Annotated in this window: 14 protein-coding genes, 1 tRNA gene and 1 pseudogene; all 16 read left to right on the top strand. The window is 36.5% G+C overall.

All coding sequences use genetic code 11. The annotated features are described in order from the left end of the window. Nucleotides 1–27 precede the first annotated feature (27 nt). Complete coding sequence (locus D8863_RS06735; RefSeq protein WP_125441450.1) at nt 28–786, top strand: ParB/RepB/Spo0J family partition protein; 759 nt, start codon at nt 28–30, stop codon at nt 784–786. A 216-nt stretch (nt 787–1,002) separates the two neighbouring features. Further along, a complete protein-coding gene (gene dnaA, locus D8863_RS06740) occupies nt 1,003–2,364 on the top strand; it encodes a chromosomal replication initiator protein DnaA (RefSeq protein ID WP_000660625.1) in 1,362 nt (453 codons plus the stop codon). A 158-nt stretch (nt 2,365–2,522) separates the two neighbouring features. Next, the gene (gene dnaN, locus D8863_RS06745; RefSeq protein WP_125441451.1) at nt 2,523–3,659 is read left to right on the top strand and encodes a DNA polymerase III subunit beta; all 1,137 of its coding nucleotides are present in this window, start codon (nt 2,523–2,525) and stop codon (nt 3,657–3,659) included. Nucleotides 3,660–3,723: 64 nt separating this feature from the next. After that, nucleotides 3,724–3,918, top strand: a complete 195-nt coding sequence (locus D8863_RS06750) for a DUF951 domain-containing protein (RefSeq protein ID WP_000285184.1) — start codon at nt 3,724–3,726, stop codon at nt 3,916–3,918. A gap of 84 nt (nt 3,919–4,002) precedes the next feature. Continuing rightward, nucleotides 4,003–5,118, top strand: a complete 1,116-nt coding sequence (gene ychF / locus D8863_RS06755; RefSeq protein WP_001218700.1) for a redox-regulated ATPase YchF — start codon at nt 4,003–4,005, stop codon at nt 5,116–5,118. Nucleotides 5,119–5,191: 73 nt separating this feature from the next. After that, nucleotides 5,192–5,761 carry an aminoacyl-tRNA hydrolase gene (gene pth / locus D8863_RS06760; protein ID WP_042768687.1) on the top strand — a complete coding sequence of 190 codons (570 nt, stop codon included), beginning with the start codon at nt 5,192–5,194 and terminating at the stop codon, nt 5,759–5,761. Beyond that, the gene (gene mfd / locus D8863_RS06765; RefSeq protein ID WP_125441452.1) at nt 5,762–9,265 is read left to right on the top strand and encodes a transcription-repair coupling factor; all 3,504 of its coding nucleotides are present in this window, start codon (nt 5,762–5,764) and stop codon (nt 9,263–9,265) included. It begins immediately after the preceding gene. A 57-nt stretch (nt 9,266–9,322) separates the two neighbouring features. After that, nucleotides 9,323–9,589: an RNA-binding S4 domain-containing protein gene (locus D8863_RS06770; protein ID WP_001234975.1), complete on the top strand. Its 267-nt coding sequence runs from the start codon at nt 9,323–9,325 to the stop codon at nt 9,587–9,589. After that, on the top strand, nt 9,582–9,950 hold the full coding sequence (locus D8863_RS06775) for a septum formation initiator family protein (protein ID WP_000041922.1): 369 nt from the start codon (nt 9,582–9,584) through the stop codon (nt 9,948–9,950). The genes D8863_RS06770 and D8863_RS06775 overlap by 8 nt, the downstream gene beginning before the upstream one ends. 4 nt (nt 9,951–9,954) lie before the next feature. Continuing rightward, entirely contained in the window at nt 9,955–10,077 is a 123-nt protein-coding gene (locus D8863_RS11220; protein WP_000429344.1) for an SP_0009 family protein, read from the top strand. Next, nucleotides 10,070–11,338, top strand: a complete 1,269-nt coding sequence (locus D8863_RS06780) for a serine hydrolase (protein ID WP_125441453.1) — start codon at nt 10,070–10,072, stop codon at nt 11,336–11,338. Before D8863_RS11220 ends, D8863_RS06780 begins: the two co-directional genes overlap by 8 nt. Next, nucleotides 11,335–12,612: a tRNA lysidine(34) synthetase TilS gene (gene tilS / locus D8863_RS06785; RefSeq protein ID WP_125441454.1), complete on the top strand. Its 1,278-nt coding sequence runs from the start codon at nt 11,335–11,337 to the stop codon at nt 12,610–12,612. The genes D8863_RS06780 and tilS overlap by 4 nt, the downstream gene beginning before the upstream one ends. Before the next feature lie 4 nt (nt 12,613–12,616). Further along, a complete protein-coding gene (gene hpt / locus D8863_RS06790) occupies nt 12,617–13,159 on the top strand; it encodes a hypoxanthine phosphoribosyltransferase (RefSeq protein WP_125441455.1) in 543 nt (180 codons plus the stop codon). 15 nt (nt 13,160–13,174) lie between these two features. Next, a complete protein-coding gene (gene ftsH, locus D8863_RS06795) occupies nt 13,175–15,133 on the top strand; it encodes an ATP-dependent zinc metalloprotease FtsH (protein WP_125441456.1) in 1,959 nt (652 codons plus the stop codon). Between the two features lie 39 nt (nt 15,134–15,172). Further along, nucleotides 15,173–15,424: pseudogene (locus D8863_RS06800) on the top strand (23S rRNA (uracil(1939)-C(5))-methyltransferase RlmD); the annotation flags it as partial. Between the two features lie 66 nt (nt 15,425–15,490). Next, nucleotides 15,491–15,562, top strand: a tRNA-Glu gene (locus D8863_RS06805). The last annotated feature ends 149 nt before the right edge of the window (nt 15,563–15,711 follow it).

Consider the following 15,711-nt stretch of genomic DNA (forward strand, 5'->3'; position numbering starts at 1 on the left):
AAGTAAAAGATATGTTAGTGTAGAATCATGGAAAAATTTGAAATGATTTCTATCTCTGAAATACAAAAGAATCCTTACCAACCTCGGAAAGAATTTGATACAGATAAACTAAAGGAATTAGCTCAATCAATCAAAGAAAATGGGCTCATCCAACCAATCATCGTTCGTCAATCTCCTGTAATTGGTTATGAAATCCTTGCAGGAGAGAGACGATATCGGGCTTCTCTCTTGGCTGGTCTGACCTCTATTCCAGCCGTTGTAAAGCACCTCTCAGATCAGGAAATGATGATCCAGTCAATCATTGAGAATTTGCAGAGAGAAAATTTAAATCCTGTTGAAGAAGCACGCGCCTACGAATCTTTAGTAGAAAAAGGATTTACTCACACTGAGATAGCGGATAAAATGGGGAAATCTCGTCCTTATATCACTAATTTTATTCGTTTGCTTTCCCTACCAGAATATATCTTAACTGAAGTAGAAAATGGAAAAATTTCTCAAGCGCATGCACGTTCACTAGTTGGTTTGGACAAAGAGCAGCAAGACTATTTCTTCCAACTAATCAAAAATGAAGATATTTCTGTGAGAAAGTTAGAAGCACTTCTTACAGAGAAAAAACAAAAGAAGCAAAAAAAAGGTGATTCTTTCATCAAAGACGAAGAAGATAAATTAAAAAAACTACTCGGTTTAAGTGTAGAAATTAAACTTTCAAAAAAAGATACTGGAAAGATTATTATCTCTTTTTCAAGTCAAGAAGAATACGATAGAATTATTAACAGCCTGAAATAAGGCTGTTCTTTTATTTTCTCAACCCACAAATTTATCCACCAATTTTTTTATCAAAAAGCCTACTAAATTAAGGATTTTTCTATTTATCCCCAACCTGTGGATAAATACTACTAACATTGTGGATTCTTTTCCCCAATCTGTGGAAAAATCCTATTATCTATGGTAAAATAAGTCTAGCACTAAACTACTAAAATCATAGTAAAGGAGGAAAATTAGTTGAAAGAAAAGCAATTTTGGAATCGTATTTTAGAATTTGCTCAAGAAAGATTGACTCGATCTATGTATGATTTCTATGCTACACCTGCTGAACTCATCAAAGTAGAAGAAAACACAGCTACTATATTTCTACCGAGATCAGAGATGGAAATGGTGTGGGAAAAGCAATTAAAAGATATTATTATTGCTGCTGGTTTTGAAATTTATGATTCTGAAATCAAACCTCACTATATTTTCACTAAACCTCAGAGCACAGAATCTCCTCAAGTAAATGATACGAATAGTGTCTCTACTTACGATTACACACCTGCACTACCAACGATTCCCTATTCCGAAACAGGGTTAAAAGAAAAATATACCTTTGATAACTTTATTCAAGGTGATGGTAATGTTTGGGCGGTGTCTGCTGCACTAGCTGTATCTGAAGATTTAGCTCTGACCTATAATCCTCTTTTCATCTATGGAGGACCTGGTCTTGGAAAGACTCACTTACTCAATGCGATTGGAAATGAGATTTTGAAAAATATTCCTGATGCGCGTGTCAAGTACATTCCTGCCGAAAGCTTTATCAATGACTTTCTTGAACACTTGCGACTTGGGGAAATGGAAAAGTTCAAAAAGACTTACCGTAGTCTTGATCTCTTGTTGATCGATGATATCCAATCTCTCAGTGGCAAAAAAGTCGCGACCCAAGAAGAATTTTTCAATACCTTCAATGCTCTTCATGATAAGCAGAAACAGATTGTCCTAACCAGTGATCGAAGTCCTAAACACCTAGAAGGCCTTGAGGAAAGACTTGTTACACGCTTTAGCTGGGGATTGACGCAAAATATCACCCCTCCTGACTTTGAGACACGTATCGCCATTCTTCAAAGTAAAACAGAGCACTTGGATTACCATTTCCAAAGTGATACTCTGGAATATTTGGCCGGCCAATTTGATTCAAATGTTCGAGAATTGGAAGGAGCAATCAACGATATCACTTTAATTGCCAGAGTGAAGAAGATTAAGGATATTACTATTGATATTGCTGCGGAAGCTATTAGAGCACGTAAGCAAGACGCCCGCCAGATACTTGTTATTCCAATTGAGAAAATCCAAACTGAAGTTGGTAATTTTTATGGAGTGAGTGTTAAAGAAATGAAAGGTACGAGACGAGTTCAAAACATCGTTTTAGCACGTCAAGTTGCCATGTACCTAGCTAGAGAACTGACAGATAACAGTCTTCCAAAAATCGGAAAAGAATTTGGCGGAAAGGATCACACCACCGTTATTCACGCCCATGCTAAAATCAAATCATTGATTGACGAAGACGATAATTTACGTTTAGAAATAGAAGCAATCAAAAAGAAAATTAAGTAGCTTGTGGATAAGTTTTCCTTTCTTATCTTTTTTATCCACATTTTTTAAACAAGCTTAGAAGCTTAAGTTTACTAAATAGCACTCAGTTTTCCACAGAATTCACACACTCTATTATTACTATTAACTTTCTAATACTAAAAATAAATAAAGGAGAATCCATGATTCATTTTTCAATTAATAAAAATTTATTTCTACAGGCCTTAAATACTACAAAACGAGCAATAAGCTCTAAAAATGCTATTCCAATTTTATCAACAATCAAAATTGACGTTACCAATGAAGGAATTACTTTAATTGGCTCAAACGGTCAAATTTCTATTGAAAATTTCATTTCTCAAAAGAATGAAGATGCTGGTCTCTTGATCACTTCTTTGGGTTCGATTCTTCTTGAAGCTTCTTTCTTTATCAATGTGATATCTAGTCTTCCAGATGTAACGCTTGATTTCAAAGAGATTGAACAAAAACAAATTGTCTTAACAAGTGGTAAATCAGAAATTACTCTAAAAGGAAAAGATAGCGAACAGTACCCACGAATCCAAGAAATTTCAGCAAGCACACCTTTGATTCTTGAAACAAAACTGCTCAAGAAAATTATCAATGAAACAGCTTTTGCTGCAAGTACGCAAGAAAGTCGTCCAATCTTAACTGGTGTCCATTTTGTTTTGAGCCAACACAAGGAACTAAAAACAGTTGCAACAGACTCTCATCGCCTTAGCCAGAAAAAATTGACTCTTGAAAAAACTGGTGATGATTTCGATGTAGTAATTCCTAGTCGCTCTCTACGCGAATTTTCATCGGTATTTACAGATGATATTGAAACTGTAGAGATTTTCTTTGCAAATAATCAAATCCTCTTTAGAAGCGAAAATATTAGCTTCTACACTCGTCTCCTAGAAGGAAACTATCCTGATACAGATCGTTTGATTCCAACTGACTTTAACACGACAATTACTTTTGATGTTGTCAACTTGCGTCAATCAATGGAACGTGCTCGTCTCTTATCAAGTGCGACTCAAAATGGTACTGTGAAGCTTGAAATTAAAGGTGGGGTTGTTAGCGCCCATGTTCATTCTCCTGAAGTTGGTAAAGTAAACGAAGAAATCGATACGGAGCAGGTAACTGGTGATGATTTAACTATTAGTTTCAACCCGACTTACTTGATTGATTCTCTCAAGGCTTTAAATAGCGAAAAGGTAACTATTAGCTTTATCTCAGCTGTTCGTCCATTTACTCTTGTGCCAGCAGATACTGACGAAGACTTCATGCAGCTCATTACACCAGTTCGTACAAATTAAGTGAAAGAGGTTGAGCTTGGCTCGCCTCTTTTATGATATAATCGAAAAAGAAAAGGAGAGTAGTATGTATCAAGTTGGAAATTTTGTTGAAATGAAAAAACCACATGCTTGCACCATCAAGTCAACAGGTAAAAAGGCCAATCGTTGGGAAATTACACGTGTAGGGGCAGATATCAAAATCAAATGTAGCAATTGTGACCACCTTGTCATGATGAGTCGCTATGATTTTGAACGAAAAATGAATAAGATTATTGACTAAGAACCCTTAGTTAGAGGGTTAGCAAGTTTTTCCTTTTTGTGTTATAATGTTAGGGATTGAAATGAGAACGGAGAATGAGAAACTATGGCTTTAACAGCAGGTATCGTTGGTTTGCCAAACGTTGGTAAATCAACCCTTTTTAATGCAATTACAAAAGCAGGAGCAGAGGCTGCAAACTACCCATTTGCGACTATTGATCCAAATGTTGGGATGGTAGAAGTTCCAGATGAACGCCTACAAAAACTAACGGAAATGATTACTCCTAAAAAGACAGTTCCAACAACTTTTGAATTTACAGATATTGCAGGGATTGTAAAAGGAGCATCAAAAGGAGAAGGTCTAGGAAATAAATTCTTGGCTAATATCCGTGAAGTAGATGCGATTGTTCATGTAGTTCGTGCTTTTGATGATGAAAATGTTATGCGTGAGCAAGGACGTGAAGACGCCTTTGTGGATCCACTTGCAGATATTGATACCATTAACCTGGAGTTGATTCTTGCTGACTTAGAATCAGTTAATAAACGCTATGCGCGTGTAGAAAAGATGGCACGCACGCAAAAAGATAAGGAATCTGTGGCAGAATTCAACGTCCTTCAAAAGATTAAGCCTGTTCTTGAAGATGGAAAATCAGCTCGTACCATTGAGTTCACAGATGAGGAACAAAAGGTTGTTAAAGGCCTCTTCCTTTTAACCACTAAACCAGTTCTTTATGTTGCTAATGTGGATGAAGATGTAGTTTCAGATCCAGATTCTATCGACTATGTGAAGCAAATTCGAGAATTTGCAGCGACAGAAAATGCTGAGGTGGTAGTTATTTCTGCGCGTGCTGAGGAAGAAATTTCTGAGTTAGACGATGAGGATAAGCAAGAGTTTCTTGAAGCACTTGGTTTGACTGAATCAGGCGTTGACAAGTTGACTCGTGCAGCTTATCACTTGCTTGGGCTTGGAACTTACTTCACAGCTGGTGAAAAAGAAGTCCGTGCTTGGACCTTTAAGCGAGGGATGAAAGCTCCTCAAGCAGCTGGTATTATCCACTCAGACTTTGAAAAAGGGTTTATTCGTGCAGTAACAATGTCATATGAGGATCTAGTGAAATATGGATCTGAAAAGGCTGTAAAAGAAGCTGGGCGTTTGCGTGAAGAAGGAAAAGAATATATCGTTCAAGATGGCGATATCATGGAATTCCGCTTTAATGTTTAATAACATTTAATAAATAGTGTCAATTAGGTTGGAAAAAAAATTCCAACCCTTTTGGCTTTTGAAAGGAAAATAAATGACTAAATTACTTGTAGGATTAGGAAATCCAGGGGATAAATATTTTGAAACCAAGCACAACGTTGGATTTATGTTGATTGACCAAATCGCCAAAAAACAAAATGTAACCTTTACACATGACAAGATATTTCAAGCTGATCTAGCATCTTTTTTCCTCAATGGAGAAACAATTTATCTTGTCAAACCAACAACATTTATGAATGAAAGTGGAAAAGCAGTTCATGCTTTATTGACTTACTATGGTTTAGATATTGAAGATTTACTCGTTATTTACGACGATCTTGACATGGAAGTTGGAAAAATTCGTTTAAGAGCAAAAGGCTCAGCAGGTGGCCATAATGGCATCAAGTCTATTATTCAACATATTGGAACCCAAGTATTTAACCGTGTTAAAATAGGTATTGGAAGACCTAAAAATGGAATGTCAGTTGTTCACCATGTTTTAAGTAAATTTGATCAGGAAGACTATGTAGGTGTTTTACAGTCAATTGACAAGGTTGACGATGCTGTAAAATACTATTTACAAGAGAAAAACTTTGAGAAAACAATGCAGAGGTATAACGGATAAATGGTGACTTTATTAGATTTATTCTCAGAAAATAATCAGATAGAAAAATGGCATCAAAATCTGATAGATAAGAAAAGACAACTAATACTTGGTTTATCAACGTCTACTAAGGCTCTTGCAATTGCAAGCAGCCTAGAAAAAGAAAATAAGATTGTGTTACTGACTTCAACTTATGGAGAAGCAGAACGAATTATCAGTGATCTTCTTTCTCTCTTAGGAGAGGAACTTGTCTATCCTTTTTTGGTCGATGATTCTCCTATGGTAGAGTTTTTGATGTCTTCGCAAGAAAAAATCATTTCGCGGGTTGAAGCCTTGCGTTTTTTGAATGATCCATCTAAGAAAGGGGTTTTAGTTTGTAATATCGCAGCGAGTCGATTGATTCTACCCTCTCCGACTAGATTTAAAGAAAGTATTATAAAAATTGCAGTTGGCGAAGAATATGACCAACACGAGCTACTTCACCAGTTAAAGGAAATTGGATATCGAAAAGTTACTCAAGTACAGACACAAGGTGAGTTTAGTATTCGAGGAGATATTTTAGATATTTTTGAGATGTCTCAGTTAGAACCTTTCCGAATCGAGTTTTTTGGAGATGAAGTAGATGGTATTCGTACTTTTGAAGTCGAAACACAATTATCGAAAGAAAATCAGACAAACCTCACTATCTTTCCAGCTAGCGACATACTTTTGAGAGAAAAGGATTATCAACGAGGTCAGTCAGCTTTAGACAAGCAAATTTCGAAGACTCTATCGCCGATTTTGAAATCCTATCTAGAAGAAATTTTGTCAAGTTTTCATCAAAAACAAGTACATTCAGATAGTCGAAAGTTTTTGTCCTTATGTTACGATAAAACATGGACTGTCTTTGATTATATTGAAAAAGATACACCAGTATTCTTTGATGACTATCAAAAATTGATGAATCAGTATGAAGCCTTTGAAAGAGAATTAGCGCAATACTTTACAGAAGATTTACAGAATGGTAAATCATTTTCTGAGATGCAGTATTTTGCAGATACAGAGCAAACCTATAAAAAACAAAGTCCAGTTACCTTTTTCTCTAATCTGCAAAAGGGCTTAGGAAACCTCAAATTTGATCACATTTATCAATTTAATCAATACCCCATGCAAGAGTTTTTCAATCAGTTTTCTTTTCTTAAAGAAGAAATTGAGCGATACAAAAAAATGGACTACACCATTGTTTTGCAGTCTAGCAATTCAATGGGCAGTAAAACATTGGAGGATGTTTTAGAGGAATACCAGATCAAATTGGATTCCAAAGATAAGTCAAGTATCTGTAAAGAATCTGTAAACTTGATTGAGGGTAATCTAAGATATGGTTTTCATTTTGTAGATGAAAAAATTCTCTTGATTACTGAACATGAGATTTTTCAAAAGAAATTAAAACGTCGTTTTCGAAGACAACATGCTTCAAACGCAGAGCGATTAAAAGATTATAATGAACTTGAAAAAGGGGATTATGTTGTTCACCATATCCATGGAATTGGTCAATATCTAGGAATCGAAACAATTGAAATCAAAGGTATCCACCGTGATTATGTCAGTGTACAGTATCAAAATGGTGACCAAATCTCCATCCCAGTGGAGCAGATTCAGTTACTGTCCAAATATGTTTCAAGTGATGGGAAACCTCCTAAACTCAATAAATTAAATGACGGTCATTTCAAAAAGGCCAAGCAAAAAGTTAAGAACCAGGTAGAGGATATAGCTGACGATTTAATCAAACTGTATTCTGAGCGTAGTCAGTTGAAGGGTTTTGCTTTCTCAGCTGATGATGAAGATCAACATGCTTTTGATGATGCTTTCCCTTATGTTGAAACGGATGATCAACTTCGTAGTATTGAGGAAATCAAGAGAGATATGCAGGATTCTCATCCCATGGATCGACTTTTAGTTGGGGATGTTGGTTTTGGAAAGACTGAAGTTGCAATGCGTGCAGCATTTAAGGCTGTCAATGATCACAAACAGGTGGTCGTTCTAGTTCCGACGACGGTTTTAGCACAACAACACTATACAAATTTTAAAGAGAGATTTCAAAATTTTGCTGTTAATATTGATGTATTGAGTCGCTTTAGAAGTAAAAAAGAGCAGGCAGAGACACTTGAAAAATTAAAGAATGGTCAAGTCGATATTTTGATTGGAACGCATCGTGTTTTGTCAAAAGATGTTGTCTTTTCAGATCTAGGCTTGATGATTATTGATGAAGAGCAACGATTTGGTGTTAAGCATAAGGAAACATTGAAAGAACTGAAGAAACAAGTGGATGTCTTAACATTGACAGCTACTCCAATACCACGTACCCTTCATATGTCTATGCTGGGAATCAGAGATTTATCTGTTATTGAAACTCCTCCAACCAATCGCTATCCTGTTCAAACCTATGTATTAGAGAAGAATGATAGTGTCATTCGTGATGCTGTCTTGCGTGAAATGGAGCGTGGAGGTCAAGTTTACTATCTTTACAATAAAGTTGACACGATTGACCAGAAGGTTTCAGAATTACAGGAGTTGATTCCAGAGGCTTCGATTGGGTATGTTCATGGACAAATGAGTGAAATTCAGTTGGAAAATACTCTACTTGATTTCATTGAAGGTCAGTATGATATTTTGGTGACGACTACTATTATTGAGACAGGGGTAGATATTCCAAATGCCAATACCTTATTTATTGAAAATGCAGACCACATGGGCTTGTCAACCTTGTATCAATTAAGAGGAAGAGTCGGTCGTAGCAATCGTATTGCTTATGCCTATCTTATGTATCGTCCAGAAAAATCAATTAGTGAAGTCTCTGAGAAGAGATTAGAAGCGATTAAGGGATTTACAGAATTAGGCTCAGGATTTAAGATTGCGATGCGAGATCTTTCGATTCGTGGAGCAGGAAATCTCCTAGGAAAATCGCAGTCTGGTTTCATTGATTCTGTTGGTTTTGAATTGTATTCACAGTTATTAGAGGAAGCTATTGCTAAACGTAACGGCAATGGGAACAAAAGAACCAAAGGAAATGCTGAGTTGATTTTACAAATCGACGCCTATCTTCCTGACACTTATATTTCTGACCAACGACATAAGATTGAAATTTACAAGAAAATTCGTCAAATTGACAATCGTGTCAACTATGAAGAACTACAAGAAGAATTGATGGATCGCTTTGGAGAATACCCAGATGTAGTAGCCTATCTTTTAGAGATTGGTTTGGTTAAGTCATATTTGGACAAGGTCTTTGTAGAACGTGTGGAAAGAAAAGATAACAAGATTACAGTTCAATTTGAAAAAGTCACTCAACGACTATTCTTGGCTCAAGATTATTTTAAAGCCTTATCCGCAACGAACTTAAAAGCAGCCATAGCTGAGAATAAGGGATTAATGGAAGTTGTATTTGATGTCCGAAACAAGAAGGATTATGAAATTTTAGAAGGTTTGCTGATTTTTGGAGAAAGTTTATTAGAGATAAAAGAATCAAAGGAAGCAAATCCCATTTAACATTTTTCTTCTATAAAAAGGATAAAAATGGTACAATAATAATTTGAGGTAGTAAAAATGAGATTAGACAAGTATTTAAAAGTATCACGAATTATTAAGCGCCGTACAGTCGCAAAAGAAGTAGCAGATAAAGGTAGAATCAAGGTGAACGGAATCTTGGCCAAAAGTTCAACGGATTTGAAAGTTGATGACCAAGTTGAAATTCGCTTTGGAAATAAGTTGTTGCTTGTTAAAGTACTAGAGATGAAAGATAGTACAAAAAAAGAAGATGCAGCAGGCATGTATGAAATTCTCAGTGAAACACGGGTAGAAGAAAATGTCTAAAAATATTGTACAGATGAATAATTCTTTTATTCAAAATGAACATCAACGTCGTCGTTACCTGATGAAGGAGAGACAAAAACGAAATCGTTTTATGGGTTGGGTCCTTATTTTGATGATCTTGTTGTTTATTTTACCAACTTATAACTTGGCCCAAAGCTATGATCAGTTACTGCAAAGACGTCAGCAATTAACAGAGTTGAAAGAGCAGTACCAAACTCTTAGTGATGAAAAGGATAAGGAATCCGCCTTTGCTGCAAAGTTGAAAGATGAAGACTATGTAGCAAAGTATGCACGCGCCAAGTACTATTACTCAAAGAAACGAGAAGCAATTTACACAATTCCTGATTTGCTTCCGAGGTAATGTCATGGAAAATTTATTGGAAGTTGTTGAGCAATTTCTAAGTTTATCAGATGAAAAATTAGAGGAATTGGCAACTAAAAACCATTTATTACGATTACAAGAAGAAAGGGAAGAGAAGAATGCGTAAGTTCTTAGTAGTTTTATTGCTACCTGCTTTTATCATAACTTCAAGAGTAGTTAGCACAGAAAAACAGCTTCCTTACTCTTCACAAGAAATTTATTATCTAACCGAGTCTGATTATGGATTCTACTATAAAGAAACTCTGGAATCTCCAATGGTATACGGAGAAACAGCAGTTTATGCTAATGAGGATCTTATTAAGGAGTCTGGTAAATTGACTCCTGGAAATGCCTTTAAAATCGTAGAATGGCGTTTGAATAGACAAGGTGTTCCTGTTTTTAAATTAGATAATCACCAGTTTATCCTTGCTGATAAGCGGTTGGTCTATGATCAAAGTCATGTTCAAACTCAAAATAGACAAGTATGGTTGGAACCGGGGTTTGTTATCTATAACAGCCCTTATGGTGCTAAAGAAACTTCTTCTACCCTCTCCCCTTATCAACACGTAAAAGTGGATAGAACTCTCTTTGCTGAGGGACAAGAATTTCTTCATATTGATCAAGTTGGGTGGGTATCAAAAGAGTTTGTCTCAGAAGAGGATAATCGCATCCAGAAGGTTCAAGAAATCTTATCAAACAACTATCAGAATGAAAATTATTCTATTTATGTTAAACAACTGAGCACGGGTAAAGAGGCTGGGGTGAATGAAGACAGCAAACTCTATGCAGCTAGCATATTGAAACTAGCCTACCTTTATTATGCTCAAGATAAGATAAATCAAGGGGAATATACGCTAGACAGTAGCTTCAAGTATATCCCAGAAGTAAATAGTTTCCCTGGGTCCTATAAACCAGAAGGTAGTGGTAGCTTACCTAAAAAAGAAGATAACAAAGAATACAGTCTTCAACAGTTAATTATCAAGGTAACAAAAGAGTCTGATAATGTTGCTCATAATATTTTAGGTTATTATGTGACCAATCAATCTGATGGGGCTTTTAAAGAAAAAATGTCAACTATTATGGGTGAGGATTGGGATGTGAATGACAAATTGACTTCTTCAAAAATGGCTGGAAAACTTATGGAAGCTATTTATAATCAGAATGGTTTTGTCATAGAGTCTCTGAGCAAGACTGATTTTGACAACCAAAGAATTGCAAAAGGTGTTTCGGTTAAGGTAGCTCATAAAATCGGAGATGCCGACGAGTTTAAACATGACACTGCCATTGTCTATACTGATTCTCCTTTCGTTCTTTCTATTTTCACCAAAAATTCTGATTATGACACCATTTCTAAGATAGCCAAGGATGTCTATGAGGTTCTAAAATGAGGGAGCGGGATTTTTTAAATCATTTTCTCCGAAAAGAGTATTTCAAAAAACATTCTAAAGTCCTATTGGCTCTGTCTGGTGGACTGGATTCAATGTTTTTATTCCAGTTATTGTCTACTTATCAAGAAGAGTTGGGAATTGAGCTAATTTTAGCTCATGTCAATCACAAGCAGAGAAGTGAGTCTGACTGGGAGGAAAATGAACTAAGGGAGTTAGCTGATGCAGCTGAACTTCCTATTTATATCACAAGCTTTTCAGGAGACTTTTCAGAAGCGCGTGCTCGAGAGTTTCGTTATGATTTTTTTAGGAAAATCATGAAAGAGGTTGGAGCGACTGCCTTGGTTACTGCCCATCATGCAGATGATCAAGTTGAAACGATTTTGATGCGGTTGATTCGCGGAAGTCGGTTACGTCATTTAATAGGAATAAAAGAAAGTCAAGTAGTTGATGATATTGAAATCATCCGTCCTTTGTTGCATTTTCATAAAATAGACTTCCCACCAATTTTTCATTTCGAAGATCAAACAAATCGTGATAACAGCTATTTTCGCAATCGTATTCGAAATAAGTATTTACCAGAACTTGAAAAAGAAAATCCCCGTCTTAAATCCGCCCTTTTAGATTTAGGAAGGGAAATTTCAGATTACCAAGCAACAATAACGGAGCTTTCTGAACAGATTGATGTAGAAGATTTGAATGAGCTCTTTTCATACTCTCAACAAACTCAAGGGGTCTTGCTCCAGAACTATCTCAATCAATTCCCAGACTTAAATCTTACGAAGACTCAGTTTGCTGAAGTTCGACAGATTTTAGCAAGGAAAAGCCAGTATCGTCATCCATTGAAAAATGGTTATGAATTGATAAAAGAGTATCAAAAGTTTAGAGTTTGCAAAATCAGTCCACAGGCCGATGAAAAGGAAGATGAACTTGTGTTACACTATCAAAATCAAGTTCGATATATGGGCTATTTATTTTCCTTTGGTATCCCTATTGAAGGGGATTTTGTTCAAAAAGTAACGGTTTCACGAGAAACATCTGTACATATTAGATGTCGAAAACCTGGCGACGTTATTATCCTAAATGGTCATCGAAAGAAATTGAGACGCTTATTTATAGATTTGAAAACCCCTATTGAAAAACGAAAAACAACCCCTATTATTGAGCAATTTGGAGAAATTGTCTCAATTTTAGGAATTGCGACCAGTGATTTGAGTAAAAACACGAAAAATGATATAATGAACACTGTAATTTATATAGAAAAAATAGATAGGTAAAAAGATGTTAGAACACGATATTAAAAAAATCCTCGTTTCACATGATGAAATTACAGAAGCAGCTAAAAAGCTAGGTGTGCAACTAACAAAAGAATATGAGGGGAAAAATCCAATTCTTATTGGAATTCTGAAAGGATCAATTCCTTTTATGGCTGAATTGGTCAAACATATTGATACGTATATCGAGATGGACTTCATGATGGTATCTAGCTACCATGGTGGAACAGCAAGTAGTGGTGTCATCAATATCAAGCAAGACGTGACTCAAGATATCAAAGGAAGACATGTTTTATTTGTAGAGGATATCATCGATACAGGTCAAACCTTGAAGAATTTGCGAGATATGTTTATTGCAAGAGAAGCAGCTTCTGTTAAAATCGCGACTTTGTTAGACAAACCAGAAGGACGCGTTGTTGAAATTGAAGCGGATTATACTTGCTTTACTATTCCAAATGAGTTTGTAGTAGGTTATGGTCTAGATTATAAAGAAAATTATCGTAACCTTCCTTATGTCGGAGTATTGAAAGAAGAAGTTTATTCAAATTAGAAAGATCTATCTTTAATGAAAAAACAAAATAATGGTTTAGTTAGAAATCCATTTCTCTACTTGTTAATTATCTTCTTCCTAGTGACAGGATTCCAGTATTTTTACTCTGGAAATACTGCTGGGCGAAGCGAAAAAATTAACTATACAGAATTGGTAAAAGAAATTACAGCAGACAATGTAAAAGAATTAACCTATCAGCCAAATGGCAGCATCATTGAAGTGTCTGGTGTTTATAAAAATCCTAAGACTAGTAAAGAAGAAACAGGAATTCAATTTTTCACTCCTACAGCTACAACAGTAGAAAGATTCTCAAGTACTATTCTTCCGTCTGATTCAACAGTTTCAGAATTGCAAAAACTTGCTTCTGAACATCAGGCAGAAGTAACAGTCAAACATGAGAGTTCAAGCGGTATGTGGATCAATATCCTTGTCTCTGTTGTGCCATTTGCTATTCTTTTCTTCTTCCTATTCTCTATGATGGGAAATATGGGAGGAAATAGTGGCCGAAATCCAATGAGTTTTGGACGTAGCAAGGCCAAAGCTGCAAACAAAGAAGATATCAAGGTACGATTTTCAGATGTTGCAGGTGCCGAGGAAGAAAAACAAGAACTAGTAGAAGTTGTTGAATTCCTAAAAGATCCGAAACGATTTACCAAACTTGGTGCGCGTATTCCTGCGGGTGTTCTTTTAGAGGGACCTCCGGGAACAGGTAAGACCTTACTTGCTAAGGCAGTTGCTGGGGAAGCAGGTGTTCCATTCTTTAGTATTTCAGGTTCTGATTTTGTAGAAATGTTTGTCGGAGTTGGTGCAAGTCGCGTTCGTTCTCTTTTTGAGGATGCAAAAAAAGCAGCGCCGGCCATCATCTTTATCGATGAAATTGATGCTGTTGGTCGCCAACGTGGTGTCGGCCTTGGTGGAGGAAATGATGAACGTGAACAAACCTTGAACCAACTTTTGATTGAGATGGATGGTTTTGAGGGAAATGAAGGAATCATCGTTATCGCTGCGACGAACCGTTCAGATGTTTTAGATCCAGCTCTTCTCCGTCCAGGACGTTTTGATAGAAAAGTCTTAGTTGGTCGCCCTGATGTTAAAGGTCGTGAAGCAATCTTGAAAGTTCATGCTAAAAATAAACCTCTGGCAGAAGATGTTGATTTGAAACTAGTTGCCCAACAAACCCCAGGTTTTGTGGGAGCTGACTTAGAAAATGTTCTAAACGAAGCGGCCTTAGTTGCTGCTCGTCGCAACAAATCAATCATTGATGCTTCAGATATTGATGAGGCAGAGGACAGAGTGATTGCTGGACCATCTAAGAAAGATAAAACAGTATCACAAAGAGAACGGGAATTGGTTGCTTATCATGAGGCTGGACATACTATTGTTGGTTTAGTCTTGTCAAATGCCCGTGTTGTTCATAAAGTTACCATTGTACCACGTGGACGTGCAGGTGGTTACATGATTGCGCTTCCGAAAGAGGATCAAATGCTTCTTTCTAAAGAAGATATGAAAGAACAATTAGCAGGTTTGATGGGTGGTCGTGTAGCTGAAGAAATTATCTTTAATGTCCAAACGACAGGAGCTTCAAATGACTTTGAACAAGCTACACAGATGGCGCGTGCGATGGTCACTGAATATGGTATGAGTGAAAAACTTGGCCCAGTCCAATACGAAGGTAATCATGCTATGTTTGGTGCACAAAGTCCTCAAAAATCAATTTCAGAACAAACAGCCTATGAGATTGATGAGGAAGTTCGTTCATTATTAAATGAGGCACGAAACAAAGCAGCTGAAATTATCCAATCAAATCGTGAAACCCACAAACTGATTGCAGAAGCATTGTTGAAATACGAAACATTAGATAGTACACAGATTAAATCTCTTTACGAAACAGGAAAAATGCCTGAAACCGTAGAAGAGGAATCCCATGCACTATCTTATGATGAAGTGAAATCAAAAATGAGTGAAGAAAAATAAATTTAGAGAGGTTTAACCTCTCTTTTTATGTTCTAATGTGATGGCTACCGAGCAGATGCATTGATAGTCGACCCTCCTCGTACAGGCTTAGATGATAAGCTACTGGATACCATCCTGACCTATGTTCCAGACAAAATGGTCTATGTATCCTACAATGTTTCAACCTTGGCACGAGATTTGGTTAAGCTGGTAAAAGTTTATGACCTCCAGTATATCCAGTCGGTCGATATGTTTCCCCACACTGCACGGACAGAAGCAGTGGTTAAGTTAGTGAAGAAAAGAAAAAATTAACTTCACTGAAAAAAGTCCTTGACAAAGTTTGAAAAGTAGGTATAATAGAAAGAGTTGAAAAGCTCAGGTCCGTTGGTCAAGGGGTTAAGACACCGCCTTTTCACGGCGGTAACACGGGTTCGAATCCCGTACGGACTATGGTGTATTGCGGTTAAAAAAACTTGAAAAAAGTTTAAAAAATCTGTTGACAGAGGCAGGTAGCTGTGATATACTAATATAGTTGTCGCTCAAGAGAGAATGAGTGACAAAGACCTTTGAAAACTGAACAAGACGAACCAATGTGCAGG

This window comes from Streptococcus oralis (genome assembly GCF_003943825.1).
Classification (GTDB): Bacteria; Bacillota; Bacilli; order Lactobacillales; family Streptococcaceae; genus Streptococcus; species Streptococcus oralis_CD.